Origin of the sequence: Streptomyces sp. (assembly GCF_035644915.1) — a bacterium.
Classification (GTDB): Bacteria; Actinomycetota; Actinomycetes; order Streptomycetales; family Streptomycetaceae; genus Streptomyces.
On record NZ_DASQNP010000106.1, the window covers coordinates 25,504 to 51,681 of the forward strand.

Sequence of the window (26,178 nt, forward strand, 5' to 3'; positions counted from 1 at the left end):
GCGCGGTTCGGCTGTGGTGGCCGTCTGCGCCGGTCGTCCCGGCGACGGCCGGGTCCGCGTCGGTCACGGTACGACGTCAGTCACGGTCCAACTCAGCCTCCGCCGCGGCCAGTGCCGCGAACTCCTCCTCCGGCGCGGCCGCCACCAGGCGGTGGCGGCTGTAGAGGCCGAAGTAGCAGGCGGCCACGGCGTACAGCAGCAGGGCGATGCCCGCCGCCCCGGGGTCCACCAGGAACGTGGCGACCACCGCGGTGCACGCCAGCACGAAGGCCACCGAGGAGGTGAGGACGCCGCCCGGCGTGCGGTACGGCCGGTGCAGCCCCGGCTCGCGGCGGCGCAGCACGATGTGCGACAGCGCCATCAGCACGTACGACACCGAGGCGCCGAACACCGCGATGTTGAGCATCCGCGCGCCGTCCCCGGTGTACGCCGCCAGGCCGAAGCCCAGCGCCCCGGGCACGACCAGGGCGAGCCAGGGGGCCTTGCGGCGGCTGGTCAGGGAGAGGAAGCGGGGCAGGTAGCCGGCGCGGGAGAGGGCGAAGAGCTGCCGCGACCCGGCGTAGATCAGGGAGAAGAAGGAGGCCACCAGCCCGGCCAGCCCGGCGTAGTTGACGATCCGGCTGAGCGTGGTGGGCCCGCCGCCGTCCGCCTCCAGGGCCGCGACCAGCGGGTTGTCGGCGTCCTTGAGCGCGTCGGAGCCCGCGGCGCCGGCGGCGGCCAGCAGGGTGACCACGGCCAGCACCACCAGGACGCCGATGGCCCAGGCCATCGCCCTCGGCAGCGTCCTGGCCGGGTCGCGGGTCTCCTCGGCGGCCAGCGGCACCCCCTCGATGCCCAGGAAGAACCACATGCCGAACGGGAAGGCCGCCCAGATGCCCAGCAGCCCGAACGGCAGCCAGGAGTTCGCGCCGACGGCGTCCCCCTCGCCCGCGATGTCGGTGAGGGAGCCCGCGTCGAAGGCGGAGAAGGCGGCGACGGCGAAGACGGCCAGGGCGGCCACCGCGATGCCCGTCACCACGAAGCTGAACCGCAGGGCCTCGCCGACGCCCCACAGGTGCACTCCGATGAAGACGATGAAGCAGGCCAGGTAGACCGGCCAGCCGGAGGTCAGGCCGAACAGGCCCAGGGACTCCACGTAGCCGCCGATGAACACCGCGATGGCGGCGGGCGCCAGGACGTACTCGATGAGGATGGCCGTCCCCGTCAGGAACCCGCCCCAGGTGCCCAGCGCGCGCCGGGCGAAGCCGTAGCCGCCGCCCGCGGTCGGCAGCACCGAGGACAGCTCGGCGAGCGAGAAGACCAGGCAGGCGTACATCAGGCCCATCAGGGCGGTGGCGGCGGCCAGCCCGCCGAAGCCGCCCTCGGCCAGGCCGTAGTTCCAGCCCGCGTAGTCGCCGGAGACGACGTACGCCACGCCCAGTCCCGTCAGCAGCAGCGGGCCCGCACTGCCGCGGCGCAGCGAGCGGCGCCGCAGGTAGTCGTCCCCGGGGGAGGGCGGGGGCTCCCGGCCGGCGGTGGTCGGCGGTACGGTGCGGGGCCGGGTGCCGTCGGTCATGGGCCGCTCCTGCCGTGAGGCTGCCGTGGGGCGTGGGGGTGGGTGGGGGTGGACGCGTGGGCGCGAGGCAAAGGTGTGGCCGCATACCTTTGCGTCTCCCCGGGGTGCCGCGCAAGCCCCGTGCGCGAAGACGGCGCCGCGATCGGCGTGGGGAGCGCGGGCCAGGGCGTGCGGCCGGGCGGTACGCGCCCCGGGCCGGCTCAGGCCAGGAAGCCGCGCAGCAGCGCGGCCGTCCCCGCGCAGTGCTCGCGCATCACCTCGCGCGCCCCCTCCGCGTCGCCCTCCAGCACCGCCTCGACCAGCGCGGTGTGCTGCCGCTGGGAGTGCTCCAGGTTCCGCACCAGCAGCGGGATGCGGTCCAGCAGGTCGTTGAGGGAGGCCCGCACCGCCGCGTACCGGGCCGCCAGCGAGGGCGAGCCGCACAGCTCGGCCAGGGTCAGGTGCAGCAGCGTGTCCCGGCGCCGGTAGTCGGACAGGGGCGCGTCGCCGGTGGCGGCCAGCGCGTCGCGCAGCCGCCGCGCCCGCTCACCGGTCAGCCCCTCGGCGGCGCACAGTTCGGCCGCGCCCACCTCCAGCACCTCCCGGAAGCGCAGCGTGTCCTCCACCTCCGCCCAGGTCACCCCGGCCGGCAGCCGCGGTCGCCCGCCCGTGGCGTCCGCCGGGGCGGGGGGCCGTACGAACGTGCCGCCGTACCGGCCGCGCCTGCTCTCCACCAGGCCCTCGTCCTGGAGCACCCGCAGCACGTCCCGCAGCGTCACCCGGCTGATGCCCAGCCGTTCGGCCAGCTCCCGTTCGGCGGGCAGGCGTCCGCCGGAGGGCACCAGGCCGAGCCGGATGACCTGGAGTATCTGCTCCAGCGCCTCCTCGAAGCCGTTGCCCGCCCGCACCGGGCGCAGGACGTGCGCCAGCCGGTCCGGGGCCGTGCCGTCCGCGGTCCGCCCCGGTGCGCCGACCGCGCCGCTCGGGGATTCGTTCATGGGCACCTACTTCCCATTCAAAGGTCTGTGTGAATACCTTATGGCTCCGGCTAGCGACAGGAGGCCTCACCTTGGCAGACCGCAGACCCCCGCTCACAGTCGGGGAACTGAGGCAGCGCGTGGACGCCGGGGAGGTCGACACCGTCGTCCTGGCGTTCACCGACATGCAGGGCAGGCTCCAGGGCAAGCGGTTCGCCGCCCGGTTCTTCCTCGACGAGGTGCTCGAACACGGCACCGAGGGCTGCAACTACCTGCTCGCCGTGGACGCCGACATGAACACCGTCGACGGCTACGCCATGTCCTCCTGGGAGCGCGGCTACGGCGACTTCGTCCTGCGCGGCGACCCCGGCACCCTGCGGCTGACGCCGTGGAACCCGGGCACCGCGCTGATCACCGCCGACCTCGCCTGGCACGACGGCTCGCCCGTGGCCGCCTCGCCGCGCCAGGTGCTGCGCCGCCAGCTCGACCGGCTCGCCGAGCGCGGCTGGCGGGCGTACGCGGGCACCGAGCTGGAGTTCATCGTCTTCCGCGACACCTACGAGGCGGCCTGGGAGCGCGGCTACCGCGGACTGACCCCGGCCAACCAGTACAACGTGGACTACTCCGTCCTCGGCACCGGCCGCGTCGAACCCCTGCTGCGCCGCCTGCGCAACGAGATGGGCGCGGCCGGGATGACGGTGGAGTCGGCCAAGGGCGAGTGCAACCTCGGCCAGCACGAGATCGCCTTCCGCTACACCGACGCGCTGACCACCTGCGACCAGCACTCCGTCTACAAGACCGGGGCCAAGGAGATCGCCGCCCAGGAGGGCATGGCGCTCACCTTCATGGCCAAGTACGACGAGCGCGAGGGCAACTCCTGTCACATCCACCTCTCGCTGCGCGACGCCGACGGGCGGCCGGTCCTCGCCGACGACGACGCCCCGTACGGCATGTCGGAGCTGATGCGGCACTTCCTGGCCGGGCAGCTCGCCGCCCTGCGGGAACTGACCCTGCTCTACGCCCCCAACATCAACTCCTACAAGCGCTTCCGCCCCGGCTCCTTCGCACCCACCGCCGTCGCCTGGGGGCCCGACAACCGCACCTGCGCCCTGCGGGTCATCGGCCACGGCGCCTCCCACCGGCTGGAGAACCGCCTCCCGGGCGGGGACGTCAACCCGTACCTGGCGGTCGCGGGCATGATCGCGGCCGGCCTGTACGGCATCGACCACGCACTGGAACTCCCCGGGCCCTGCACCGGCAACGCCTACCGCGGCGACGCCGAACGCGTCCCGGCCACACTGCGCGAGGCCGCCGGACTGTGGGAGGCCAGCGGGCTGGCGCGGGACGCCTTCGGCGACGAGGTGGTCGAGCACTACGCGAACATGGCCCGCGTCGAGCAGGAGGCGTACGACACGGCCATCACGGACTGGGAGCGCTACCGCTCCTTCGAACGCATGTAAGGGATACGACCTTGCCCGAGACCGTGACCCGAGCCGAGCACGCGCACGAGCACGACGTGGTCAACCCGGCGACCGAGGAGGTGATCGCCACCGTCCCCGCCACCGACCCCGCCGGCGTCGACACGGCCGTCCGCCGGGCCGCCGCCGCCCAGGAGCGCTGGGCGGCGCTCGCCCCCGGCGACCGCGCCCGGCTGCTGCGCCGCTTCGCCGCCGCCGTCGACGACCACCTCGGCGAACTCGCCGACCTGGAGGTCCGCGAGGCCGGCCACCCGGTCGGCAACGCGCGCTGGGAGGCGGGCAACGTCCGCGACCTGCTGGAGTACGCCGCCGGGGGAGTGGAGCGCTTGACGGGGCGTCAGATCCCGGTCGCGGGCGGCATCGACGTCACCTTCGCCGAGCCGCTCGGGGTCGTCGCCGTCATCGCCCCCTGGAACTTCCCCATGCCCATCGCCGCCTGGGGCACCGCCCCCGCGCTGGCCGCGGGCAACGCCGTCCTCCTCAAGCCCGCCGAGACCACCCCGCTCACCGCCCTCAGACTCGCCGAACTCGCCCTGGAGGCCGGCCTGCCCGAGCACCTGTTCCAGGTGCTGCCCGGCGCCGGTCCGGTCACGGGCGCCGCGCTGGTGGACCACCCGGGCACCGCCAAGGTCGTCTTCACCGGATCGACGGCCGTCGGCAAGGAGATCATGGCCCGCTGCGCGGCGCGGGTGAAGCGGGTGACGCTCGAACTCGGCGGCAAGAGCCCCAACATCGTCTTCGCCGACGCCGACATCGAGCGCGCCGCGGCCGCCGCCCCCGCCTCCTTCCTGGACAACACCGGCCAGGACTGCTGCGCCCGCAGCCGCATCCTCGTCCAGCGCCCGGTCCTCGACCGCTTCCTGGAACTGCTGGAGCCGGCCGTCAAGGCGTTCACGGCCGGCGACCCGGCCGACCCCGCCACCCTGATGGGCCCGCTGATCTCCGCCGCCCAGCGCGAACGGGTGCGCTCCTACGTCCCCGAGGACGCCCCCGCCGCCATCCGCGGCGAGGTGCCCTCCGGCCCGGGCTACTGGTACCCGGCGACCGTCCTGACCCCCGGCCGCCCGGACGACCGCACCGCCGTGGAGGAGATCTTCGGCCCCGTCGCCGTCGTCCTCCCCTTCGACGACGAGGCCGACGCCGTACGGCTGGCCAACGCCACCGACTACGGCCTGTCCGGCTCGGTGTGGACCCGCGACGCCGGACGCGCCCTGCGCGTGGCGCGCGCCGTCGCCGCGGGCAACCTCTCCGTCAACTCCCACAGCAGCGTGCGCTACTGGACCCCCTTCGGGGGCTACAAGCAGTCCGGCCTCGGCCGCGAACTGGGCCCGGACGCGCTGGCCGCCTTCACCGAGACCAAGAACGTCTTCATCAGCACCGAGGAGCAGCAGTGACCGAGACAGCCGGAGCCGGGACGGGGACCCCGGAGAACACCCCCGGGGCGGCGGCCCCCGTGTGCCGCCGCCTGGTGGGCCGCACCGCCGTCGTCACCGGGGCGGGCAGCGGCATCGGACTGGCCAGCGCCCGCCGCCTGGCCGCCGAGGGCGCGCACGTGGTCTGCGCCGACATCGACCCCGAGCGCGGCAAGGCCGCCGCCGAGGAGACCGGCGGGCTCTACGTCCCCACCGACGTCACCGACCCCGGACAGGTCGAGGCGCTCTTCGCCACGGCGTACGACACCTACGGCTCGGTCGACGTCGCCTTCAACAACGCCGGCATCTCCCCGCCCGACGACGACTCCATCCTCACCACCGGACTGGACGCCTGGCGGCGGGTCCAGGAGACCAACCTCACCTCGGTCTACCTGTGCTGCAAGTACGCCCTGCCCCACATGCGGCGCCAGGGCCGGGGGTCCATCATCAACACCGCCTCCTTCGTCGCCGTCATGGGCGCCGCCACCTCGCAGATCAGCTACACCGCCTCCAAGGGCGGGGTGCTGGCGATGTCGCGCGAGCTGGGCGTGCAGTTCGCCCGCGAGGGCATCCGGGTCAACGCCCTGTGCCCCGGCCCGGTCAACACCCCGCTGCTGAAGGAGCTGTTCGCCAAGGACCCCGAGCGCGCCCAGCGCCGCCTGGTCCACGTCCCCGTGGGCCGCTTCGCCGAGCCGGAGGAGATCGCCGCGGCCGTCGCCTTCCTGGCCAGCGACGACTCCTCCTTCGTCAACGCCGCCGAATTCCTGGTGGACGGGGGCATCTCGGGCGCCTACGTGACCCCGCTGTAGCACACCTGTCCTACCCGGGACCCGTTGCCAGTACTGTTCACAGCGTGAGCATGACGACACCGCCCGGCTGGTACCCGGACCCCGGGCACCCGGGCCCCGGACCGGCACCGGAACGCTGGTGGGACGGCTCCGCCTGGACGGGGCACACCCGCGTCCCTCCCGGCGCGTACGAACCGGCGGTCCTCCCCCCGGACGCGGGGGGACGGCCGCCGCGCGGCCCGCTGGTGGCCGCCGTCATCGCCGCCGCGGTCGTGGTGACCGCCCTCGTCGCCGGAGCACTGCTCCTGCTCGGCGGCTCCGACGGGTCCGGCGACCGCCGGGCACGGCCCGGGCCCGGCGCCGGCGCCGACCGGACGCCCGAGGGGACGCCCGACGACGGCGGGCCGTCCGACGGCGAACCGGACGGCGGACCGGGCAGCGGCACCCCGGACACCCCGGACACCGCGGTCGACCGGGCCAACGGCGTCAGCGTGCCCGTGCCCGAGGGCTGGCGCGAGACGGAGACCGACCAGGGCATCTGGCTGTCGACCGGCTCCTACCGGTGCCCGGGCGACCCCACCCTCACCTGCGTCCGCGGCGGGGTCTCCCTGCGTCCCGCCACCGGCCTGACGGGGACCGACGCCAAGGCGATGGCCGAGGAGGACATCGCCCGCAACGCCGAGGAGTCCTACGACACCCGCGCCTACGGCGGGATCAGGAGCCACGAGGTCGTCTCCTCCGGCGAGGTCACCGTCGCGGGCCGGCAGGGCCACCGGGTCCGCTGGCGGATCACCAACGGGTCCGAACCCGACGCGTACGTGGAGTCGGTCGTCTTCCCCGCCCCCGACGGCAGCGGACGGATGATGCTGCTGCGCCTGGGCTTCGACATCCACGCCGAGGCCCCCGACGTCGGCGAGATGGACCGGATCGTGGCGGGCGTCAGGGCCACCGGGGGCCCCGGCATGGAGGTCTGACGGCGGCTCACCCCCCGGTCCGCACCCCCGCGGCGCCCGTCCCCGCCCGTTCTCCGCTCACCTCCGTGAGTGTTTTCCGGCGGTGGTGAACGCCCCGCCCGGCCCTCCCGTACCGCCGGTGGACGAGCAGCGCCACGAGGAGGAGCCATGCGCCCGAACCGTTCCAGTCGCCGTGCCGCCGCGATGCGCCGGGTGCCGCCACGCGTGGTCGCCACCGCCGTCGCGGCCCTGCTCGCGCTCGTGGCGGTCCCCGTGCTGGTCTCCCTGCAGACGGGCAGCAGCCGGGCCGGGGAGAACCACCACCCGGCCGCCCCCGGCTCGGACGGCAGCGGGGACGGCACGGGCGGCGCGGGACCGGTCACCGACGTGGACAGGGACTTCCTCGTCAAGGTCCGGCAGGCCGGACTGTGGGAGATCCCCGCCGGCAGACTGGCTCGGACCCATGCCTCCAGCGAGGCCGTCAAACGCGCGGGACGGCACCTGATCGACGGCCACGCCAAGCTCGACCAGCTCGTGCGCGAGGACGCCAGGATCCTCGGCGTCACCATCCCCAACGAGGCCACCGCCGAACAGCAGCGGTGGGTGCGGGAGATGGAGAACGCCCGCGGCGCCGAGTTCGACCGCCTCTTCGCCAACGTGCTGCGCGCCTCGCACGGCAAGATCTTCGCCACCATCGGCGAGGTGCGCGCCGCCACGCGGAACGACCTGATCCGCCGCCACGCACGCCAGGCCAACCAGACCGTCCTGGACCACATGGAGGTCCTGGAGGACACCGGGCTGGTGGAACCCGGGACGCTCAGGGAGGTGGAGGAGGCCGTGACGCGGTGAGCCGGACGGGCGGCTCACAGGAAGGTACGGCCCTCGCCGCGGTAGGTCGGCACCGTCGCCACCACCCGGTCGCCCTCGACCAGGTGCAGCGCCTCGAAGCGCTCGCACAGCTCACCGGCCTTGGCGTGCCGGAACCACACCCTGTCCCCGATCAGCAGGTCGTCCGCGGGCGGCCCGAGCAGCGGCGTCTGCACCTCGCCCGGCCCCTCCCGCGGGTCGTAGCGCAGCCCGGGCGGCAGGTACGGCACCGGCAGCCGGTCCCGGCCCGCGGGGCCGGAGGCCGGATAGCCGCCGCCGAGCACCGTCACCACGCCCACCCCGGGCCGGCGCACCACCGGCTGGGCGAACAGCGCCGCCGGGCGGCCGGAGAAGGAGGAGTAGTGGTCGAACAGCCGCGGCATCAGCAGGCCCGAACCCGCCGCGACCTCGGTGACCGCCTCCTCGGCGGCGGTGTGCTGCACGCTCCCGGTGCCGCCGCCGTTGACGAACTCCAGCTCCGGCTCGATCGCGCGCACCGCCCGCACCGCCGCCGCGCGCCGCTCCGCCAGCTCGCGCCGCGCCGCCGACTGCATCAGCCGCACCGCCCGCGACCGCAGCGGACGGTCGGCCACCGCGTCGCCCACACCCGCGATGTGCCCCTCGTACGCCATCAGCCCCACCAGCCGGAACCCGGGGCGGCGCACCACCGAGCGGGCCAGCTCGGCCAGGCGGGCGGGGGAGTGGAGCGGGGAGCGGCGGGCGCCGATCCGCACCCGGCCGCCGAACAGCCGCAGGGAGGTGTCCAGCTCCAGGCAGACCCGGATCTCCTCCCGCCCGCCGCCGCGGGCGGCGTCGATCAGGGCCAGGTGCGCGGGGTCGTCGACCATCACCGTCACGGCCGCGGCCAGCTTGGGGTCCGCGGCCAGCTCGGCGTACCCGGCCCGGTCCACGGACGGGTAGGCGAGCAGGACGTCGGTGATCCCGGAGCGGGCCAGCCACAGCGATTCGGCGAGCGTGAAGCCCATGACCCCGGCGAACCCGTCCCGTTCCAGCACGCGTTCCAGCAGGGCCCGGCAGCGCACGGACTTGCTCGCCACCCGGACCGGCTTGCCGCCGGCGCGGCGCACCAGGTCGGCGGCGTTGGCGTCGAACGCCGCCAGGTCCACGATCGCCAGCGGCGCGTCGAGGTGGGCGGTGGCCCGGTCGTAACGGGCCCGGTCGGTTGCGGGATCGGCGGTCGCGTAGGCCATTTCGGCAGCTTGCCAGAGTCCGCCGGGCCGGGACAGCCCCGTGCCGAGGGGCGCCGCGGGACGCGGGTTGCCGTGACCATGCCCGTTCCCCGTAGAGTGACGCGCACACCGCCGCCGACCGCTGGTCGGCGGCGTGATGTCCGGATACGAACCGGCCTGCCCCCAAGGGGAGCCGACGGGGCGGCACAGAGCGCGAGGGGGTGCTGGTGAGCACTGAGGCCGACCCGGTCCGGGCTCCGCTCCCACCCGTCGTACCACCGCGGACCGCGGCCACCGCGTCCTCCATACCGACCGGGCCGCCGCCCGTCCTCCCGGCCGCGCCGGCCGTCGCGCCGCACGCCGCGCCCTCCCCGGGACGCCCCGCCCGCGGACCGGCCCGTACGGCCGCCGCGGCCGTCTGCCTCGTCCTGGGCCTCGGGCTGCTCGGCGGGGCCGCGGCCGGCACCTGGCTCACCGGGGACCCCGGCGAACCCGCCGCGGTCGGCTACGCCGGGGCGCGCTCGCTGTGGCACGAGATACCCGTCGACACCCTGTTCCCCCGCACCCTGCGGGGCGAGGGCGCCGGACCCGGCGGGGCCGACCGGCACTGGATCCGGGTCGCGGTCGCCCCCGACGGCGACTGCACGGGCGCCTTCGACCCGCTGCTGGCCAAGGCGCTCTCACCGGTCGGCTGCGCCCGGCTGCTGCGCGCCACCTACGTGGACGAGACCAGCAGCAGCGTCACCACGGTCGGACTGCTGTTCACCGAGGCGGACGCCGCCGGCATGCGCGCCCTGCACGAGCGGTTCGACCGCGAGGACCTCCAGCGGCGCACCGACCTGATGCCCCGCCCGTACGCCGCGCGCGGGACCGCCGCCGCCCGCTTCGGCGACGCCCAGCGCGCGAGCTGGACGGTCCGGCCGCTCACCGACGCACCCGTCGTGGTCTACGCCGTCTCCGGCTTCGCCGACGGCCGCACCGCCGGCGACCCGCAGCCGGCGGACGAGGCCGTCATCGACGGCCAGACCACCGCACCCGCCCAGGCGGGCCTCGGCCACGACGCCCGCGGCATCGCCGACCGCGTCGAGCGCGGCCTGCGCCGCATCGTCGCCGAGGGAGCCGCCGAGGGGACCGGACAGGACCGATGACCGCCCCGCACGTCCCCGTGAACCCTCCGGTGAAGATCTCCGTGAACCCCCCGCACCCCGTCCCCGCCCGTGCCTCCGCCCGTGCCCGCCGCACCGCCGTACTGCCGGTACTGCTCTCGGTGCTCTCGGTGCTCTGCGTACTCTGCGCGTCCCTCCTGGCCGCCGCGCCCGCCGCCCGCGCCGACGAGATCCGCGACCGGCAGTGGGGCCTGGACGCGGTGGGCGCCCGCGAGGCGTGGAAGACCACCAAGGGCGAGGGCATCACCGTCGCGGTCCTCGACACCGGCGTCGACGCCGGGCACCCCGACCTCAGGGGCCGGGTGCTGGAGGGCAGGGACCTCATCGGCTTCGGCGCCCGCGAGGGGGACCGCCACTGGGCCCGGCACGGCACCGCGATGGCCGGGATCATCGCCGGGCGCGGCCACGGCCCCGGCGACGGCCAGGGCGTCCTCGGCGTCGCCCCCGAGGCGAGGATCCTGCCCGTACGGGTGCTGCTGGAGGACGGCGACCCGCAGCGGAAGAAGGCCCGTGAGGAACGGGGCGGCGCCCTGGCCGAGGGCATCCGCTGGGCCGCCGACCACGGCGCCGACGTCATCAACCTCTCGCTCGGCGACGACAGCGCCTCCGCCCACCCCGACCCGGCCGAGGACGCCGCCGTGCGCTACGCGCTGGGCAAGGGCGCCGTGGTGGTCGCCTCCGCGGGCAACGGCGGGGAGAACGGCGACCGGGCCTCCTACCCGGCGGCCTACCCCGGCGTGATCGCCGTGACCGCCGTGGACCGCACCGGCGCCCGCGCCCCCTTCTCCACCCGCCGCTGGTACGCCACCGTCAGCGCCCCCGGCGACGACGTGGTCATCACCTACCCCGACCGCAGGTACTACGAGGGCTGGGGCACCAGCGCCGCCGCCGCCTTCGTCTCCGGCTGCGTGGCCCTGGTCCGGGCCGCCCACCCGGACCTCAGCCCGGCCCAGGTGAAGGAACTGATCGCCGAGACCGCCCGCGACACCCCGCCCGGCGGGCGCAGCGACGACCTGGGCACCGGCATCGTCGACCCGGCCGCCGCCATCGAGCTGGGCGCGAACGTCGAACCGCGCCGGCAGCGGCCCGCGGCCGAGTCCTACCCCGGGAAGTACTTCGGCCCGGGCCCGGCGCCCGAGCGCGGACCCGGCGGCTGGCTGGCGCCCGCCGCCGCGGCCGCGGGCGCCCTGCTGGTGGGGTGCGCCGTGCTGCTGTACCGGGGGGCCCGCACGTCCCGGCGGACCGGGGGCCGGCCCGTCGGATGACGGGGCTACCCTCGTCGTGTGGCGCTCAAGAACATCCCCGATCCGGGTTTCGCCGGCGACGACGGCTCCGCCGACCCCGACCTCAGCCGGGCCCTGGCCGCCTGGGCCCGGGACCGCACCGCCGAACCGGAGGTCCTGGCCGCGCTGGCCAAGGCCCGGCTGCTGGTGCCGGTGGTCGCCGTGCTCGGCGAGGTGGAGGAGGGCGAGGACGGCCTGCGCCGCGAGAAGACCAGCGACATGGCGGTGCCCACGCTCAACGCGCCCGGCGGCCGGAAGGCCCTGCCCGCCTTCACCTCCACCGACAGCCTCGCCCGCTGGCGCCCCGACGCCCGCCCGGTCGCCGTCCCGCTGCACCAGGCGCTCCGGGCCGTCGCCCAGGAGGGCGCCGACACCCTCGTCCTGGACCTCGCCGGGCCGGTCACCTACCAGCTCACCGGCCCCGCGCTGCGCGCCCTGGCCGAGGGCCGCACCGAGGTCGCCGACCCCCTGGCGGATCCGGCCGTCGTCGAGGCGCTGCGCGGGGCGCTGGCCGCCGAGCCCGCCGTGCGCGCCGCCCGGCTGGCCCCCGGCGGCGACACCGACGGCGTGCTGGCCCTGCGCCTGGACCCCGGCGCGCCGGTCCGCGAGGTCGCCGGACGGATCGCGGCCCGTCTGGCGGCGGACGAGACGCTGCGCGCCCGTCTGCTGCGCGGCCTGGACCTGGCCCTGCTGCCGCCGGAGGGCGCGCTGCCGGGCAGGCCGCTGTACGACCGCGACTGAACCGGGGGCGTGCCGCACGCCCCCGGCCGCCGGCTCCGGCTACCGGCCGAGGACCGGGCCGGTGAACTTCTCGCCCGGCCCCTGGCCCGGCTCGTCCGGCACCACCGACGCCTCGCGGAAGGCGAGCTGGAGCGACTTGAGCCCGTCGCGCAGCGGCGCCGCGTGGTAGGTGCCGATGTCGGGCGCGGCGGCGGTGACCAGCCCGGCCAGCGCGTTGATCAGCTTGCGGGCCTCGTCCAGGTCCTTGTGCTCCTCGCCGCCCTCGGCCAGGCCGAGGTTGACCGCGGCCGAACTCATCAGGTGCACCGCGACCGTGGTGATCACCTCGACCGCGGGCACGTCCGCGATGTCGCGGGTCATCGTCTCGAAGTCGGGCGACCGGTCGGCCGCCGGCGGACGGCCGGACCCGGAGGGGGACGGGACGTCGCTGGTGTCGCTCATCGTTGCTCTTCGCTCCCTGCTGGACGGTGCGCCCCAGCCTAGGTCCCGGCCGCCGGGCGCCCGCACCGCACCCGCGGCAGCGCACGCCCGCGACCCTGCTATGCTGGGAAATCGACCGGTCGGACCGTGTCCACCGCCGCACACCGCGGCAGGAGCGCGATCCGGCCCGCAAGTGGAGGCTCCGAAGCTCCCACCTGACCGACCTCCGGGTCGGCGGGTCAAGAGGTCAGGCTGCGCCCCGCGGTGTACCGCGGCGGTGCTCCCGCTCGATCGAGGAGCCCCGCCTGCGTCCCGTCCGGGGCGTTTTCCGCGTCTTGGTCCGGTGGTCATACCGAAACGCAAACCGTGCGCGGCTGTCCGCCAGGCAACCGCGTGGTGCAACCGAGGAGGCCCCATCAGCGCCGAGCCCCGCATCAACGACCGGATTCGCGTCCCCGAGGTGCGACTCGTCGGTCCCAGTGGCGAGCAGGTCGGCATCGTGCCGCTTGCCAAGGCCCTGGAGCTTGCGCAGGAGTACGACCTCGACCTGGTCGAGGTCGCGGCGAACGCCCGTCCGCCGGTGTGCAAGCTCATGGACTACGGGAAGTTCAAGTACGAGTCGGCCATGAAGGCCCGTGAGGCGCGCAAGAACCAGGCGCACACGGTCATCAAGGAGATGAAGCTCCGGCCGAAGATCGATCCGCACGACTACGACACCAAGAAGGGTCACGTCGTCCGGTTCCTCAAGCAGGGGGACAAGGTCAAGATCACGATCATGTTCCGCGGCCGTGAGCAGTCCCGTCCCGAGCTGGGCTACCGGCTGCTCCAGCGGCTCGCGGAGGACGTCCAGGACCTGGGCTTCGTGGAGTCCAGCCCCAAACAGGACGGCCGAAACATGATCATGGTCCTCGGCCCGCACAAGAAGAAGACCGAGGCGATGGCCGAAGCCCGCGAGGCGCAGGCCGCCCGCAAGGCCGGCCGCCAGCGGGGGGACAAGGCCCCCGCCGAGGAGCGCGCCGAGGCATGATCCGGCGGCCGGCCCGCCGGCCGCCGGACCACCGCGGGGTCCCCGGACTCCGTACAGCAACCGAAACAGCTGACGCTTCCGCACGCCGATTTACGGTCGGTGCTGCCGGGGGCGCCTCCCAGGCCAGAGGCCCTGGGGGAGGCACCGACGAGGAGAGAACGGCGACATGCCGAAGAACAAGACGCACAGTGGTGCACGCAAGCGCTTCAAGATCACCGGCTCCGGCAAGGTGATGCGCCAGCGCGCCGGCCGCCGCCACCTTCTCGAGCACAAGCCGTCCACGCTGACGCGCCGCCTCGCCGGCAAGACCGAGATGGCTCCGGCCGACGCCAAGAAGGTCAAGAAGCTTCTCGGCAAGTGAGCCCCGCCGCCCGCTGATCCCCCGATCGGCCGGGCGAAGGACCTCGAAGACCGGGACCCCATCGAATTTCCGGGCCGGCGGCGCCGTGGCAACGGCGACCGGAGCACCGCGCCGGCCCCGCGACAAGGAGTAGAAACGTGGCACGCGTCAAGCGGGCGGTCAACGCCCACAAGAAGCGCCGGGCGATCCTCGAGCAGGCCAGCGGCTACCGCGGTCAGCGTTCCCGCCTGTACCGCAAGGCGAAGGAGCAGGTCACCCACTCCCTCGTCTACAACTACAACGACCGCAAGCGCCGCAAGGGCGACTTCCGGCAGCTCTGGATCCAGCGCATCAACGCCGCCGCCCGCGCCAACGGCATCACCTACAACCGCTTCATCCAGGGTCTGAAGGCCGCCGAGGTCGAGGTGGACCGCAAGATCCTGGCCGACCTCGCGGTCAACGACCCGAACGCGTTCGCCGCGCTGGTCGAGGTGGCCCAGAAGGCGCTGCCGAGCGACGTCAACGCTCCGAAGGCCGCCTGACGACGGCAGCAGGACGCCACCGGACCCGCGGGCCCCGCGCCCGCGGGTCCGGTCGTTTCCCCCGCATCCGCCCGCCCCGGCCCCGTACGCCCTGACCCGCCCCGCCCCGTGGAAGCCCCGCCCCGCCCGCAGAAGAAGCCCGAGAAGCGAGAACGCCGCGCCATGGCCGCCGCCCCGGAACTGACCTCCCCGCGCTCCCCGCGCGTCACCGCCGTCCGGCGGCTGGCCCGCCGCAACACCCGCGGCCGGGAGCGCCGCTTCCTCGCCGAGGGCCCCCAGGCCGTGCGCGAGGCGATCGGCCACCGCAGCGGCGGCGAGCCCACGCTCACCGAGCTGTTCACCACCCTGGAGGCCGCCGAGCGGCACGCCGACATCGTCGCCGCCGCCCGGGCCGCGGGCGCCCGGGTGCGCACCGCCTCCGACGAGGTGATCGCGGAGCTCTCCCAGACCGTCACGCCGCAGGGCCTGGTCGGCGTCTGCCGCTTCCTCGACCTGCCCTTCGAGCGCGTACTGGCCTCCCGCCCCCGCCTGGTGGCCGTCCTCGCCCACGTCCGCGACCCCGGGAACGCCGGGACCGTGCTGCGCTGCGCGGACGCGGCGGGCGCCGACGCCGTGGTGCTCACCGACGCCTCGGTGGACCTGTACAACCCCAAGGCCGTACGCGCCTCCGTCGGCAGCATCTTCCACCTCCCCGTCGCCGTCGGCGTGCCCGTCGAACGGGCCGTGACCGGGCTGCGCGCGGCCGGGGTGCGGGTGCTGGCCGCCGACGGCGCGGGCGACCGCGACCTGGACACCGAACTGGACGAGGGACGCATGGGCGGCCCCACCGCCTGGGTCTTCGGCAACGAGGCGTGGGGGCTGCCGGAGGAGACCCGCGCACTCGCCGACGAGGTGGTGCGCGTCCCCATCCACGGGCGCGCGGAGAGCCTGAACCTCGCCACCGCCGCCGCCGTGTGCCTCTATGCGTCGGCCCGTGCGCAGCGCGCTGCCGGAGGGTGCCGCTCCGTCACGCCGAGCTAGTAGGGTGGCGTGCCCGGAGCCCGAAAGGGGGTGAGCGGGGATGGACGTGAGGACTTCCGGCGGCCAGGACGGCGGTGTGTCCCGCGCCGCCTCCGGTGAGGCCCCGCAGAGCCCCTCCTCCGCGCCGGCCCGGTGCTCCGTCCCGCCGCCGGACGCCCTCGGGCTGCACCCCGACGACCTCCCCGACGGGCTGGTCGTCGCCGACGCCCGGGGCCGGGTCGTCTGCTTCAACGCCGCCGCCGTCCGGATCACCGCGCTGCCCCGGGCCGAGGCGCTGGGCCGCCCCGTCGAACACGTCCTGCCCCTGGAGGACCTCGACGGGCGCCGCTGGTGGAAGCTCACCGACCCCTACGGCGGCCTGGCGATCCGCACCGGCCAGCCCGAGCGCAACCTCCTGCTCCCCGGGGGCCGGGAGGTGCTGGTCTCCGCGCGGTACGTCCGCCGCCACCGCACCGGCCCGGTCCACCGGCTGGTGGTCACCCTGCGCGGCACCGAGGCCCGGCGGCGCACGGAGCGCAGCCACGCCGAGCTGATCGCCACCGTCGCGCACGAACTGCGCTCGCCGCTCACCTCCGTCAAGGGCTTCACCGCGACCCTCCTCGCCAAGTGGGAGCGGTTCACCGACGACCAGAAGCGGCTGATGCTGGAGACCGTGGACGCCGACGCCGACCGCGTCACGCGGCTGATCACCGAGCTGCTGGACATCTCGCGCATCGACTCCGGGCGGCTGGAGATCCGCCGCCAGCCGGTGGACATGGCCGCCGCCGTCGACCGCCACCTGCGGGCGCACGTCGCCGCCGGCCAGGACCCCGGCCGGTTCGCGTGCCGGATCACCCGGCCGCTGCCGGCCCTCTGGGCGGACCCGGACAAGATCGACCAGGTCCTCGGCAACCTGCTGGAAAACGCCGTGCGCCACGGCGCGGGAACCATCACCATAGAGGTGGCACCGGCACGGACGAAGACGGGCGACGAAGGAACGGCGGTCACGGTGAGCGACGAGGGCCCCGGCATCCCCGAGGAGTCGATGAGCCGCGTCTTCACCCGCTTCTGGCGCGGCAGCAAGCGCGGCGGCACCGGGCTGGGCCTGTACATCGTCAAGGGCATCGTCGAGGCCCACGGCGGGACGATCACGGTCGGCCGCTCGCCCGCGGGCGGCGCCGAGTTCCGATTTACCCTGCCCGTGGGCGCCCCGGCCTTCCTGGCCTGAGCGGCTCCCACGGGCTCCTTGGCGTCATCGCGATCGTGTACGCGCCGTAGACTCGACAACCGGCACCTTCGAGCGGCCCGGGGCCCGGCTCCGCCGATACGAGGTGCCGGAGCGCCGAGGCGGAGCGAAAGCAGCCAACCGAAAGCACGGGCCAACCGAAAAGCACGGGAAGAGATGTCGGCACCCAACAAGTCGTACGACCCTGTCGAGGTCGATGCACTGAAACCGGAAGAGATCGACCGGGCACGGGACGCGGCGATCGCCGCGATCGCCGCCGCGGGCGATCTGGAAGCGCTGCGCGAGGTGAAGGCCGCCCACGCCGGCGACCGCTCGCCGCTGGCCCTGGCCAACCGCGAGATCGGTGCCCTGCCGCCGCACGCCAGGGCCGAGGCGGGCAAGCGCGTGGGCCAGGCCCGCGGGGCGGTGAGCCAGGCCCTCAAGCGGCGCCAGGAGGAGCTGGAGGCCGAACGCGACGAGCGCGTCCTGGTCGAGGAGGCGGTGGACGTCACGCTGCCCTTCGACCGCGTGCCCGCCGGTGCCCGCCACCCGCTGACCACGCTGTCGGAGCGCATCGAGGACGTCTTCGTCGCGATGGGCTACGAGGTCGCCGAGGGGCCCGAGGTCGAGGCCGAGTGGTTCAACTTCGACGCCCTCAACATCGCCCCGGACCACCCGGCCCGCACGATGCAGGACACCTTCTTCGTGCAGGGGCCGGAGGGGAAGGACGGCGGGTCCGGGGAGTCCGGCGTGGTGCTGCGCACCCACACCTCGCCGGTGCAGATCCGCTCCCTGCTGGAGCGCGACCTGCCGGTGTACGTGATCTGCCCCGGCCGCGTCTACCGCACCGACGAGCTGGACGCCACCCACACCCCGGTCTTCTCCCAGGTCGAGCTGCTCGCCGTGGACGAGGGGCTGACCATGGCCGACCTCAAGGGCACCCTCGACCACATGGTCCGGTCCCTGTTCGGCGAGGGCCTGGGCACCCGGCTGCGCCCGTCGTACTTCCCGTTCACCGAGCCGTCCGCCGAGATGGACATGGTGTGCTTCGCCTGCCGCGGGGCGTCCGTCGGCAACCCCGACCGTCCCTGCCGCACCTGCTCCTCCGAGGGCTGGATCGAGCTGGGCGGCTGCGGCATGGTCAACCCGCGGGTGCTGACCGCGTGCGGTGTGGACCCGGAGCGCTACAGCGGCTTCGCCTTCGGGTTCGGCATCGAGCGGATGCTGATGTTCCGCCACAACGTCGAGGACATGCGAGACATGGTCGAAGGTGACGTCCGGTTCACCCGGCCGTTCGGGATGGAGATCTGATGCGGGCCCCGCTTTCGTGGCTGCGGGAGTACGTCGACCTGCCGGCCGGTGAGACCGGCCGCGACGTCGCGGCGAAGCTGATCGCCGCCGGACTGGAGGTCGAGACCGTCGAACAGCTCGGCGCCGGGCTCCAGGGGCCGATCGTCGTCGGCCAGGTCCTGGCGATCGAGGAGCTGACGGGGTTCAAGAAGCCGATCCGGTACTGCCAGGTCGACGTCGGCGACGCCAACGGCACGGGCGAGCCGCAGAACATCGTCTGCGGCGCCACCAACTTCGCCGTGGGCGACAAGGTCGTGGTGATCCTGCCCGGCGGCAGCCTGCCCGGCGGGTTCCGGATCAGCGCCCGCAAGACCTACGGCAAGCTGTCGGAGGGCATGATCTGCTCGGCCAGCGAGCTGGGCATGGGCGACGACCACTCGGGCATCATCGTGCTCCCGCCGGAGCACGAGGTCGGCACCGACGCGATCGAGCTGCTGGAGCTGGTCGACGAGGTGCTCGACATCGCCGTCACGCCCGACCGCGGCTACTGCCTGTCCATGCGCGGCATCGCCCGGGAGACGGCCATCGCCTACGGCCTGCCGCTGCGCGACCCGGCGCTGCTGGACGTGCCCGCCCCCAACGCCCACGGCCACCCGGTGACGATCGAGGACCGGCGGGGCTGCGACCGCTTCACCGCCCGCACGGTCACCGGGGTGCGCCCCGACGCGCGCTCCCCGATCTGGCTCCAGCGGCGGCTGCAGAAGGCCGGGATGCGCCCGATCTCGCTGGCGGTGGACATCACCAACTACGTGATGCTCGAACTCGGCCAGCCGCTGCACGCCTACGACCGCTCCCGCGTCAACGGGACGATCGGCGTGCGCCGCGCCCGGCCGGGCGAGAAGCTCACCACCCTCGACGGCACCAAGCGCGAGCTGGACCCCGAGGACCTGGTGATCACCGACGACAGCGGGCCGATCGGCCTGGCCGGGGTGATGGGCGGCGCCGACACCGAGATCGCCGACGCCCAGGGCACGGCGGGCACCACCGAGATCGTCATCGAGGCCGCGCACTTCGACCCGGTCTCCATCGCCCGCACCGCCCGCCGCCACAAGCTGTCCTCCGAGGCGTCCCGCCGCTTCGAGCGCGGCGTGGACCCGCAGGCCACCTCCGCGGCCGCCCAGCGCACCGTCGACCTGCTGGTGCTGCTGGCGGGCGGCACCGCCGAGGCGGGCGTCACCGAGATCGTCTCGCCCGGCGGCCCGCACACCATCAAGATGCGCGCCGACCACCCGGACCGGGTCGCGGGCGTCACCTACGGCCGGGAGACCGTCGTACGCCGCCTGCTGCAGGTGGGCTGCGACGTCTACGGCTCCGACGAGCTGACGGTGACCGTGCCGTCCTGGCGGCCGGACCTCACCGACCCCAACGACCTGGCCGAGGAGGTCATGCGGCTGGAGGGCTACGAGAACCTGCCCTCCACCCTGCCGCGCCTGCCGTCCGGCCGGGGCCTGACCGAACGGCAGCGCCTGCGCCGCCGGGTCGGCCGCGCGCTGGCCGGGGCGGGCTACGTCGAGACGCCGACCTACCCGTTCGTCGGCGACGCCGTCCTCGACCAGCTCGGCCTGGAGCCGGACGACCCCCGCCGCCGCACCGTACGGCTGGTCAACCCGCTCTCCGACGAGGAGCCGGCGCTGCGCACCACGCTGCTGCCGGGCCTGCTCGCCGCGCTGCGGCGCAACGACGGCCGCGGCTCCCAGGGCGGCCAGGCGGGGCTGGCGCTGTTCGAGACCGGTCTGGTCTTCCTGCCCACCGGCGAGGAGGCCCCCGCCGTCCGGCTGCCGGTCGACCGGCGCCCGACCGACGAGGAGCTCGCCTCCCTGGGCGCCGCGCTGCCGCGGCAGCCGCGCCGGGCCGCGGTCGTCCTGGCCGGCCCGCGCGAGCAGGACGGCTGGTGGGGCAAGGGCCGCCCGGCCACCTGGGCGGACGCCGTCGAGGCGGCCCGCACCGTCGCCCGCGAGGCCGGTGTGGAGCTGATCGTGGAGGCCGACCGGTACGCCCCCTGGCACCCCGGCCGCTGCGCCGCGCTCCGCGCCGAGATCGACGGCGAGCGCACGCTGCTCGGCCACGCCGGCGAACTCCACCCGCGCGTGATCAAGGCGATGCACCTGCCCGCCCGCACCTGCGCGATGGAGATCGACCTCGACCTGCTGGAGCGCGCCTCCTCCGGCCCCGTGCAGGCCCCGCTGGTGTCCACCTTCCCGGTGGCCACGCAGGACGTCGCGCTGGTGGTGGACGCCTCCGTGCCGGCCGCCCGGGTCGAGGCGGCGCTGCGCGCGGGCGCGGGCGACCTGCTGGAGTCGCTGCGGCTGTTCGACGTCTTCACCGGCGAGCAGCTCGGCGAGGGGAAGAAGTCCCTGGCGTACGCGCTGCGCTTCCGCGCCCCCGACCGCACGCTGACCGCCGAGGAGGCCTCCGCCGCGCGCGAGGCGGCCGTGGCGGCGGCGGTCGAGCGCACGGGCGCGGTGCTGCGCGGCGCGTAGCGCCCGCGGCCGACGCCCGCACGCACGACGGCGGGGCGCCCCGGGAGGGGGCGCCCCGCCGTCGTCCGCGTGGCGGCCGGCCGCGTTCAGCCGTAGGTGTAGAAGCCCGCGCCCGTCTTGCGGCCCAGCCGGCCCGCGTCGACCATCCGCAGCAGCAGCGGCGGGGCGGCGTACAGCGGCTCCTTGTACTCCTCGTACATCGAGTGCGCGACCGAGGCGACGGTGTCCAGGCCGATGAGGTCGGAGAGCCTGAGCGGGCCCATGGGGTGGGCGCAGCCCAGCTCCATGCCGTTGTCGATGTCCTCGCGGCTGGCGATGCCCGACTCCAGCATCCGGATCGCGGAGAGCAGGTACGGGATCAGCAGCGCGTTGACCACGAACCCCGAGCGGTCCTGGGCGCGGATGGCGTGCTTGCCGAGCACCTTGACGACCGTGGCCTCGGCCCGGGCGACGGTGTCGTCGGAGGTGGTCAGCGCGGGGATCAGCTCGACGAGCTTCTGCACCGGCGCGGGGTTGAAGAAGTGGATGCCGATCACCCGGTCCGGGCGGGTGGTCGCCACGGCCAGCTTCACCAGCGGGATGGAGGAGGTGTTGGAGGCCAAGATGGCGTCCGGGCGGGTCACCACCTGGTCCAGGATCTGGAAGATCTCGGTCTTGACCTGCTCGTTCTCCACCACCGCCTCGATCACCAGGTCGCGGTCGGCGAACTCCCCAAGGTCGGTGGTGAAGGAGAGCCGCTCCAGGGTGGCGTCGCGCTCCGCCTCGCCCAGCTTGCCGCGGGCCACGGCCTTGTCCAGGGAGTTCACCAGGCGGGTGCGCCCGATCTCCAGGGCCTCGCCGGTGGTCTCGGCGACCTTGACCTCCAGGCCGGCCCGCGCGCACACCTCGGCGATACCCGAGCCCATCTGGCCACAGCCCACCACTCCGACGCGTTCGATGTCGGTCACATCGTGCCTTTCGCTCATCCACTGGTCCGGGACGCCGCCTCCGTGTGGTTCCGGCCACGGCGCCTCCCTCGCCGACCGACGTTACCCCGCCGCGCGGCGCGGGGGACCGGTCGGGGCGGCGGTGGGGGCCGCGGAGGCGGTCGGCGGGCCACCGGTCCTCTTCCGCGCAGGGGCACGTCCTCCCCGCGCCGGTCCGCCACGGGGCGGTACGGGGACGGGCCGGTGGAGGGGAGTGCCCCCGGGGTGCGTGGTGCGGTGCCGGTGGCCGGACGGCGTCCGCGGAAGGAGGGTGTCAAGGGGGGCGCAAGCGGGTGGGGGCGCATGGTGAAGCGCTTGCCGTCCCGGTGTGCGCGGTTGCCCGCCCGGCATCCGGCCCGCATGATCGGGTGAGGCGTCGTCAGCGGGAGGCACAGTGGGCCGTTTCACTCGAAGAACCTTCAGCGCGGCGGCGGCCGGGGTGCTCTCCGGTGCGCTGCTGACCGGAGCCGGACCCGGAGCCGGGGTCGCGGCGGCCCGGGAGCCCCTGGGCGTCCGCGGCCGGCAGGGGCAGCAGCCCGAACTGCGCGGCGTGTGGGTGGCGACGGTCTCCAACATCGACTGGCCGGCCAGGCCGGGGCTGACCGCATCCGAGCAGCAGGCCCAGTTGCTGGCCCACCTGGACACGGCGGTCGAGCGCCGCCTCAACGCGGTGATCCTCCAGGTGCGGCCCACGGCGGACGCGCTGTGGCCCTCGCCCCACGAGCCGTGGTCGCAGTACCTCACCGGCACCCAGGGCAGGGACCCCGGCTGGGACCCCCTGGGCTTCGCCGTGCGCGAGGCGCACCGGCGCGGGCTGGAACTGCACGCCTGGTTCAACCCGTACCGCGTGGCCAACCACGCCGACCCGGGGCGGCTGGTCGCGGACCACCCGGCGCGGCGGCACCCGGACTGGGTGGTGGCCTACGGCGGGAAGCTCTACTACAACCCGGGGCTGCCCGAGGTCCGCCGCTTCGTGCAGGACGCGATGTTCGACGCGGTGGAGCGCTACGACGTCGACGCCGTGCACTGGGACGACTACTTCTACCCGTACCCGGTGGCGGGCGCGGTCTTCGACGACGACGCGGCCTACGAGCGGTACGGCGGCGGCTTCGCGGACCGGGCCGCCTGGCGGCGGAACAACATCGACCTGCTGGTGCGCGAGATGTCACAGCGCCTGAAGCGCACCAAGCCGCGCGTGCGCTTCGGGGTCAGCCCCTTCGCCGTGTGGCGCAACAAGGCCACCGACCCGCAGGGCTCCGACACCCGGGCGGGGGTGGAGACGTACGACGACCTGTACGCCGACACCCGCACGTGGGTGCGCGAGCGCTGGGTGGACCACGTCGTGCCGCAGGTCTACTGGAACATCGGCTTCTCCGCCGCCGACTACGCCAAGCTGGTGCCCTGGTGGGCGGACGTGGTGCGGGGCACCGGCGTCGACCTCTACATCGGGGAGGCGCTGTACAAGGTGGCCGACCCGGCCCAGGGCCCGGCCTGGCACGACCCGGCCGAGCTCTCCCGCCACCTGACGTTCTGCCGGGACCACCCCGAGGTGCGCGGGAACGTCTACTTCTCGGCGAAGCACGTGGCGGCGGACCCGATCGGTGCGATGAGCAAGGTGGTCGAGGACCACTACCGCTGCCGGGTCCGGCCGCCCCGTTAGTCTCCCGGCTTTCCGCCGGTTCCCGTCCCGGCCGGTGTCACCGGGGCTCGGCGTGGTGCCGCACCACGGAGTCGGGCCCCGGAGACATCACGGTCTCGTGCCCGTCCTCGAACCGCACCCGGTACGGAGGCTCGCCGTTCGTTCCCAGCACCTCGACGATTTCCGCGACCCTGTCGTGCTGCCCCACGATCCTGCCGTGCACCACCAGCAGGTCGCCCTCGTTCGCCTGCATCAGTAGTCCCTTCTGTAGATTTACGGGGCATTTTTCCTGGATGGGTACGATTCTAGGCGCGACGAGGGCGGCCGACCTCCCGGACGCGGCCCCGCGCGGCCGGCTCAGCCGCGGGCCCGCTGGGTGACCGCGATGCAGACCAGGACGGCCAGGGCCGTCAGGGGAGCGGCGGGGGAGAGGTCCTCGCCCAGCAGCACCACGGCCCACACCAGCGTCAGCAGGGGCTGGGCGAGCTGCAACTGGCTGGCCCGGGCGACGCCCGCGCGCGCCAGCCCCCGGTACCAGACCACCAGCCCCAGGAACTGCGAGCCGACCGCCAGCCACAGCAGCCCGGCCACGGCGTGCGCGGTGAGCCGTACGGGTTCGGCGGACACCGCGACGGCCGTGCCGACCACCGAGAGCGGCAGGCAGAGCACCAGCGCCCAGGAGATCACGTGCCAGCCCGGCATCTCGCGCGCGAGGCGTCCGCCCTCGCCGTAGCCGGCGGCGCACACCAGCAGGGCGGCGAAGAGGAAGAGGTCCCCGGTGGAGAGGGCGCCGCCGCTCTCCCGCAGGGTGAAGGCGACCACGACGGCGGCCCCCGCCACGGCGGCGGCCCAGAAGGCGGGGGAGGGGCGGCTGCCGGTCCGCAGCACCGCGTAGACCGCGGTGGTCATCGGCAGCAGGCCGACGACCACCGCGGCGTGGGCGGTGGAGGAGGTCTGCAGCGCCAGCGTGGTCAGCAGCGGGAAGCCGAGTACGCATCCTCCGGCCACGACGGCCAGGCCGGGCCAGTGGCGGCGCGCGGGCACCGGCACCCGGGCGAGGGCCAGCGCGACGCCCGCGAGCAGGGCGCTCAGCGCGACGCGGGCGCTGGTCACCGTCCACGGACCCAGGCCCTCCAGGCCCCAGACGGTGGCCGGGAAGGTGAGGGAGAAGGCGGCGACGCCGAGGGCGGCCAGGGCGATGCCTTTGGTGTCGCCCCCGCCCCGGCGCGCGTCCCGCCCGGCACCGTCCCCGCCGGACGCGGTCGTCTCCGCGGCGGGGACCGCTATCGAGCCGGTAAGAGTAGCGCTATCGTTTGCTTTCATGTATCAGCGTAGCAGTGTCGACGAGCTGGTCACTTCCCTGCGTAAAGAACTGGACCGCTACTCTCCGGGTGAGAAGCTGCCGCCGAGCAGGGAACTCGTCGGCCGCTACCGCGTCAGCCCCGTCACCGTCTCCCGCGCCCTGGCCGTCCTCGCCGCCGAGGGCCTGGTGGTCACCAGGCCCGGCGCCGGCGCCTTCCGCGCACGGCCGCGCGCGGTGTCCCCCCGCAGCGGTGACACCTCCTGGCAGGAGATCGCCCTCAGCGCCGAGGCGTCCCCCGACCAGGTCCCGCGCGGGGCGGACGCCAGCGGTGTGCTCGCCACCCTCACCGTCCCGCCGCCCGGCGTCATCGAACTCAGCGGCGGCTACCTGCCCGCATCCCTGCGGCCCGAACGCGCCCTGGCCGCCGCCCTCGCCCGCGCCGGGCGGCGGCCGGGCGCCTGGGACCGTCCGCCGCTGGAGGGAGTGGATGCGCTGCGGGCCTGGTTCGCCCGGCAGATCGGCGGACCGGACGGAGCCGTCACCGCCGCCGAGGTGCTGATCACCGCCGGCGGCCAGAGCGCCCTGACCACCGCGCTGCGCGCCCTGGCCCCGCCGGGCGCCCCGGTGCTCGTGGAGTCCCCGACCTACCCCGGCATCCTCGCCGCCGCCCGGGCCTCCGGACTGCGCCCGGTGCCCGTCCCGGTCGACGGCGAGGGCGTCCGGCCGCACCTGCTGGCCGAGGCGTTCCGCGCCAGCGGCGCCCGGGCCTTCGTCTGCCAGCCGCTGTTCCAGAACCCGACCGGGACCGTCCTCTCCGCCGACCGTCGCCGCGAGACCGTGCGGGTCGCCCGGGCGGCCGGGGCCTTCGTGGTCGAGGACGACTTCGCCCGCCACCTCGCGCACGAGGACGCGGGCCCGCTGCCGCCCACGCTCCGCGCCGACGACCCCGACGGCACGGTCGTCCACGTCTGCTCCCTCACCAAGATCGCCTCACCCAATCTGCGCGTCGGGGCCCTCGCCGCGCGCGGCCCGGTGCTGGAGCGGCTGCGGGCCATCCAGGTCGTCGACAGCTTCTTCGTGCCGCGCCCCCTGCAGGAGGCGGCGCTCGAACTGGTCGGCACCCCCGCCTGGGACCGCCATCTGCGCACGGTGGCGGGCGAGCTGCGGCGCCGCCGCGAGACCATGCTCGCCGCGCTGGCCCGCGAACTCCCCGCGCTCGCGCCGCCGCGGGCGCCCCGGGGCGGGTACCACCTGTGGCTGCGCCTCCCCGACGGCACCGACGAGACCGCCCTGGCGTCCGCCGCCCTGCGCGCCGGGGTGTCGGTGGCCTCCGGCCGGCCGTACTTCGCGGCGGAGTCCGCCGCCCCGCACCTCCGGCTGAGCTTCGCCCCGGCCGCGGGCGAGGCGGAGATCGACGAGGGCGTGCGCCGGCTGCGGGCGGCGTGCGAGGAGGTGCTGCGCTGAACCCGTCGTGCTGAACCCGCCGCGCCGGACCCGGC

24 protein-coding genes are annotated in these 26,178 nt (G+C 75.0%); 17 read left to right on the top strand and 7 right to left on the bottom strand.

The genetic code is table 11. The features are described from left to right. Positions 1-76: 76 nt before the first annotated feature. The gene (gene eat / locus VE546_RS12580; RefSeq protein ID WP_324921667.1) at positions 77-1,555 is read right to left on the bottom strand and encodes an ethanolamine permease; all 1,479 of its coding nucleotides are present in this window, start codon (positions 1,553-1,555) and stop codon (positions 77-79) included. Between the two features lie 200 nt (positions 1,556-1,755). Beyond that, a complete protein-coding gene (locus VE546_RS12585) occupies positions 1,756-2,532 on the bottom strand; it encodes a FadR/GntR family transcriptional regulator (protein ID WP_324921669.1) in 777 nt (258 codons plus the stop codon). Positions 2,533-2,603: 71 nt separating this feature from the next. Here VE546_RS12585 and VE546_RS12590 point away from each other — a divergent pair, with 71 nt between their 5' ends. The 5 genes from VE546_RS12590 to VE546_RS12610 all read left to right on the top strand — a co-directional run bounded on the left by VE546_RS12590 (position 2,604) and on the right by VE546_RS12610 (position 7,991). After that, on the top strand, positions 2,604-3,971 hold the full coding sequence (locus tag VE546_RS12590) for a glutamine synthetase family protein (RefSeq protein WP_324921671.1): 1,368 nt from the start codon (positions 2,604-2,606) through the stop codon (positions 3,969-3,971). Positions 3,972-3,982: 11 nt separating this feature from the next. After that, entirely contained in the window at positions 3,983-5,383 is a 1,401-nt protein-coding gene (locus VE546_RS12595; RefSeq protein WP_324921673.1) for an aldehyde dehydrogenase family protein, read from the top strand. A 59-nt stretch (positions 5,384-5,442) separates the two neighbouring features. Next, positions 5,443-6,210: a 3-oxoacyl-ACP reductase gene (locus tag VE546_RS12600; RefSeq protein WP_324921732.1), complete on the top strand. Its 768-nt coding sequence runs from the start codon at positions 5,443-5,445 to the stop codon at positions 6,208-6,210. Positions 6,211-6,260: 50 nt separating this feature from the next. Next, positions 6,261-7,163 (top strand): DUF2510 domain-containing protein, encoded by a 903-nt coding sequence (locus tag VE546_RS12605; protein ID WP_324921734.1) that lies wholly within the window; start codon positions 6,261-6,263, stop codon positions 7,161-7,163. Between the two features lie 147 nt (positions 7,164-7,310). Beyond that, the gene (locus tag VE546_RS12610) at positions 7,311-7,991 is read left to right on the top strand and encodes a DUF4142 domain-containing protein (RefSeq protein WP_324921675.1); all 681 of its coding nucleotides are present in this window, start codon (positions 7,311-7,313) and stop codon (positions 7,989-7,991) included. 14 nt (positions 7,992-8,005) lie between these two features. Here the strand turns inward: VE546_RS12610 and VE546_RS12615 are convergent, their stop codons facing one another. Next, a complete protein-coding gene (locus tag VE546_RS12615) occupies positions 8,006-9,220 on the bottom strand; it encodes an amino acid deaminase/aldolase (protein ID WP_324921677.1) in 1,215 nt (404 codons plus the stop codon). Positions 9,221-9,426: 206 nt separating this feature from the next. Here VE546_RS12615 and VE546_RS12620 point away from each other — a divergent pair, with 206 nt between their 5' ends. Genes VE546_RS12620 through VE546_RS12630 form a run of 3 tightly spaced genes read left to right on the top strand, consistent with a single transcriptional unit; the run spans position 9,427 to position 12,389 of the window. Beyond that, positions 9,427-10,347 (top strand): hypothetical protein, encoded by a 921-nt coding sequence (locus tag VE546_RS12620; protein ID WP_324921679.1) that lies wholly within the window; start codon positions 9,427-9,429, stop codon positions 10,345-10,347. Then, complete coding sequence (mycP, locus tag VE546_RS12625) at positions 10,344-11,630, top strand: type VII secretion-associated serine protease mycosin (RefSeq protein ID WP_414720470.1); 1,287 nt, start codon at positions 10,344-10,346, stop codon at positions 11,628-11,630. Before VE546_RS12620 ends, mycP begins: the two co-directional genes overlap by 4 nt. A gap of 18 nt (positions 11,631-11,648) precedes the next feature. After that, positions 11,649-12,389, top strand: coding sequence for an SseB family protein (locus VE546_RS12630; protein WP_324921683.1), 741 nt, complete (start codon positions 11,649-11,651; stop codon positions 12,387-12,389). A gap of 39 nt (positions 12,390-12,428) precedes the next feature. Here the strand turns inward: VE546_RS12630 and VE546_RS12635 are convergent, their stop codons facing one another. Beyond that, complete coding sequence (locus VE546_RS12635; protein ID WP_324921736.1) at positions 12,429-12,749, bottom strand: DUF1844 domain-containing protein; 321 nt, start codon at positions 12,747-12,749, stop codon at positions 12,429-12,431. Positions 12,750-13,158: 409 nt separating this feature from the next. On the opposite strand from VE546_RS12635, the gene infC reads away from it, so the two are divergent. The 7 genes from infC (at position 13,159) to pheT (ending at position 20,772) form a co-directional block, all read left to right on the top strand. After that, positions 13,159-13,836 carry a translation initiation factor IF-3 gene (gene infC, locus VE546_RS12640; protein ID WP_324921739.1) on the top strand — a complete coding sequence of 226 codons (678 nt, stop codon included), beginning with the start codon at positions 13,159-13,161 and terminating at the stop codon, positions 13,834-13,836. A gap of 166 nt (positions 13,837-14,002) precedes the next feature. After that, positions 14,003-14,197, top strand: a complete 195-nt coding sequence (rpmI, locus tag VE546_RS12645) for a 50S ribosomal protein L35 (protein WP_045865535.1) — start codon at positions 14,003-14,005, stop codon at positions 14,195-14,197. 137 nt (positions 14,198-14,334) lie between these two features. Continuing rightward, a complete protein-coding gene (rplT, locus tag VE546_RS12650; RefSeq protein WP_324921688.1) occupies positions 14,335-14,718 on the top strand; it encodes a 50S ribosomal protein L20 in 384 nt (127 codons plus the stop codon). Positions 14,719-14,880: 162 nt separating this feature from the next. Further along, complete coding sequence (locus VE546_RS12655) at positions 14,881-15,738, top strand: RNA methyltransferase (RefSeq protein WP_324921741.1); 858 nt, start codon at positions 14,881-14,883, stop codon at positions 15,736-15,738. A gap of 40 nt (positions 15,739-15,778) precedes the next feature. Next, positions 15,779-16,945: a sensor histidine kinase gene (locus VE546_RS12660; RefSeq protein WP_324921690.1), complete on the top strand. Its 1,167-nt coding sequence runs from the start codon at positions 15,779-15,781 to the stop codon at positions 16,943-16,945. A 174-nt stretch (positions 16,946-17,119) separates the two neighbouring features. After that, on the top strand, positions 17,120-18,253 hold the full coding sequence (pheS, locus tag VE546_RS12665; protein ID WP_324921692.1) for a phenylalanine--tRNA ligase subunit alpha: 1,134 nt from the start codon (positions 17,120-17,122) through the stop codon (positions 18,251-18,253). Further along, positions 18,253-20,772 carry a phenylalanine--tRNA ligase subunit beta gene (gene pheT, locus VE546_RS12670; RefSeq protein ID WP_324921694.1) on the top strand — a complete coding sequence of 840 codons (2,520 nt, stop codon included), beginning with the start codon at positions 18,253-18,255 and terminating at the stop codon, positions 20,770-20,772. Before pheS ends, pheT begins: the two co-directional genes overlap by 1 nt. An 86-nt stretch (positions 20,773-20,858) precedes the next feature. Here pheT and VE546_RS12675 read toward each other — a convergent pair whose 3' ends face one another. After that, the gene (locus tag VE546_RS12675; RefSeq protein WP_324921743.1) at positions 20,859-21,719 is read right to left on the bottom strand and encodes a 3-hydroxybutyryl-CoA dehydrogenase; all 861 of its coding nucleotides are present in this window, start codon (positions 21,717-21,719) and stop codon (positions 20,859-20,861) included. Between the two features lie 412 nt (positions 21,720-22,131). On the opposite strand from VE546_RS12675, the gene VE546_RS12680 reads away from it, so the two are divergent. After that, positions 22,132-23,397: a glycoside hydrolase family 10 protein gene (locus tag VE546_RS12680; RefSeq protein WP_324921696.1), complete on the top strand. Its 1,266-nt coding sequence runs from the start codon at positions 22,132-22,134 to the stop codon at positions 23,395-23,397. 37 nt (positions 23,398-23,434) lie between these two features. Here VE546_RS12680 and VE546_RS12685 read toward each other — a convergent pair whose 3' ends face one another. Beyond that, on the bottom strand, positions 23,435-23,629 hold the full coding sequence (locus VE546_RS12685) for a DUF1918 domain-containing protein (RefSeq protein WP_324921698.1): 195 nt from the start codon (positions 23,627-23,629) through the stop codon (positions 23,435-23,437). 104 nt (positions 23,630-23,733) lie between these two features. Beyond that, positions 23,734-24,699, bottom strand: a complete 966-nt coding sequence (locus VE546_RS12690; RefSeq protein ID WP_324921700.1) for a DMT family transporter — start codon at positions 24,697-24,699, stop codon at positions 23,734-23,736. Here VE546_RS12690 and VE546_RS12695 point away from each other — a divergent pair. Further along, complete coding sequence (locus VE546_RS12695) at positions 24,698-26,143, top strand: PLP-dependent aminotransferase family protein (protein ID WP_324921702.1); 1,446 nt, start codon at positions 24,698-24,700, stop codon at positions 26,141-26,143. The genes VE546_RS12690 and VE546_RS12695 overlap by 2 nt on opposite strands. Positions 26,144-26,178 lie beyond the last annotated feature (35 nt).

Bases quoted from the DNA above. Each gene is read 5' to 3' on its own strand.
- eat (WP_324921667.1), bottom strand. From the start codon at position 1,555: ATGACCGACGGCACCCGGCCCCGCACCGTACCGCCGACCACCGCCGGC.
- VE546_RS12585 (WP_324921669.1), bottom strand. From the start codon at position 2,532: ATGAACGAATCCCCGAGCGGCGCGGTCGGCGCACCGGGGCGGACCGCG.
- VE546_RS12605 (WP_324921734.1), top strand. From the start codon at position 6,261: ATGACGACACCGCCCGGCTGGTACCCGGACCCCGGGCACCCGGGCCCC.
- VE546_RS12610 (WP_324921675.1), top strand. From the start codon at position 7,311: ATGCGCCCGAACCGTTCCAGTCGCCGTGCCGCCGCGATGCGCCGGGTG.
- VE546_RS12615 (WP_324921677.1), bottom strand. From the start codon at position 9,220: ATGGCCTACGCGACCGCCGATCCCGCAACCGACCGGGCCCGTTACGAC.
- mycP (WP_414720470.1), top strand. From the start codon at position 10,344: ATGACCGCCCCGCACGTCCCCGTGAACCCTCCGGTGAAGATCTCCGTG.
- VE546_RS12635 (WP_324921736.1), bottom strand. From the start codon at position 12,749: ATGACCCGCGACATCGCGGACGTGCCCGCGGTCGAGGTGATCACCACG.
- rpmI (WP_045865535.1), top strand. From the start codon at position 14,003: ATGCCGAAGAACAAGACGCACAGTGGTGCACGCAAGCGCTTCAAGATC.
- VE546_RS12655 (WP_324921741.1), top strand. From the start codon at position 14,881: ATGGCCGCCGCCCCGGAACTGACCTCCCCGCGCTCCCCGCGCGTCACC.
- VE546_RS12660 (WP_324921690.1), top strand. From the start codon at position 15,779: ATGGACGTGAGGACTTCCGGCGGCCAGGACGGCGGTGTGTCCCGCGCC.
- pheS (WP_324921692.1), top strand. From the start codon at position 17,120: ATGTCGGCACCCAACAAGTCGTACGACCCTGTCGAGGTCGATGCACTG.
- pheT (WP_324921694.1), top strand. From the start codon at position 18,253: ATGCGGGCCCCGCTTTCGTGGCTGCGGGAGTACGTCGACCTGCCGGCC.
- VE546_RS12685 (WP_324921698.1), bottom strand. From the start codon at position 23,629: ATGCAGGCGAACGAGGGCGACCTGCTGGTGGTGCACGGCAGGATCGTG.
- VE546_RS12695 (WP_324921702.1), top strand. From the start codon at position 24,698: ATGTATCAGCGTAGCAGTGTCGACGAGCTGGTCACTTCCCTGCGTAAA.
- VE546_RS12690 (WP_324921700.1), bottom strand. From the start codon at position 24,699: ATGAAAGCAAACGATAGCGCTACTCTTACCGGCTCGATAGCGGTCCCC.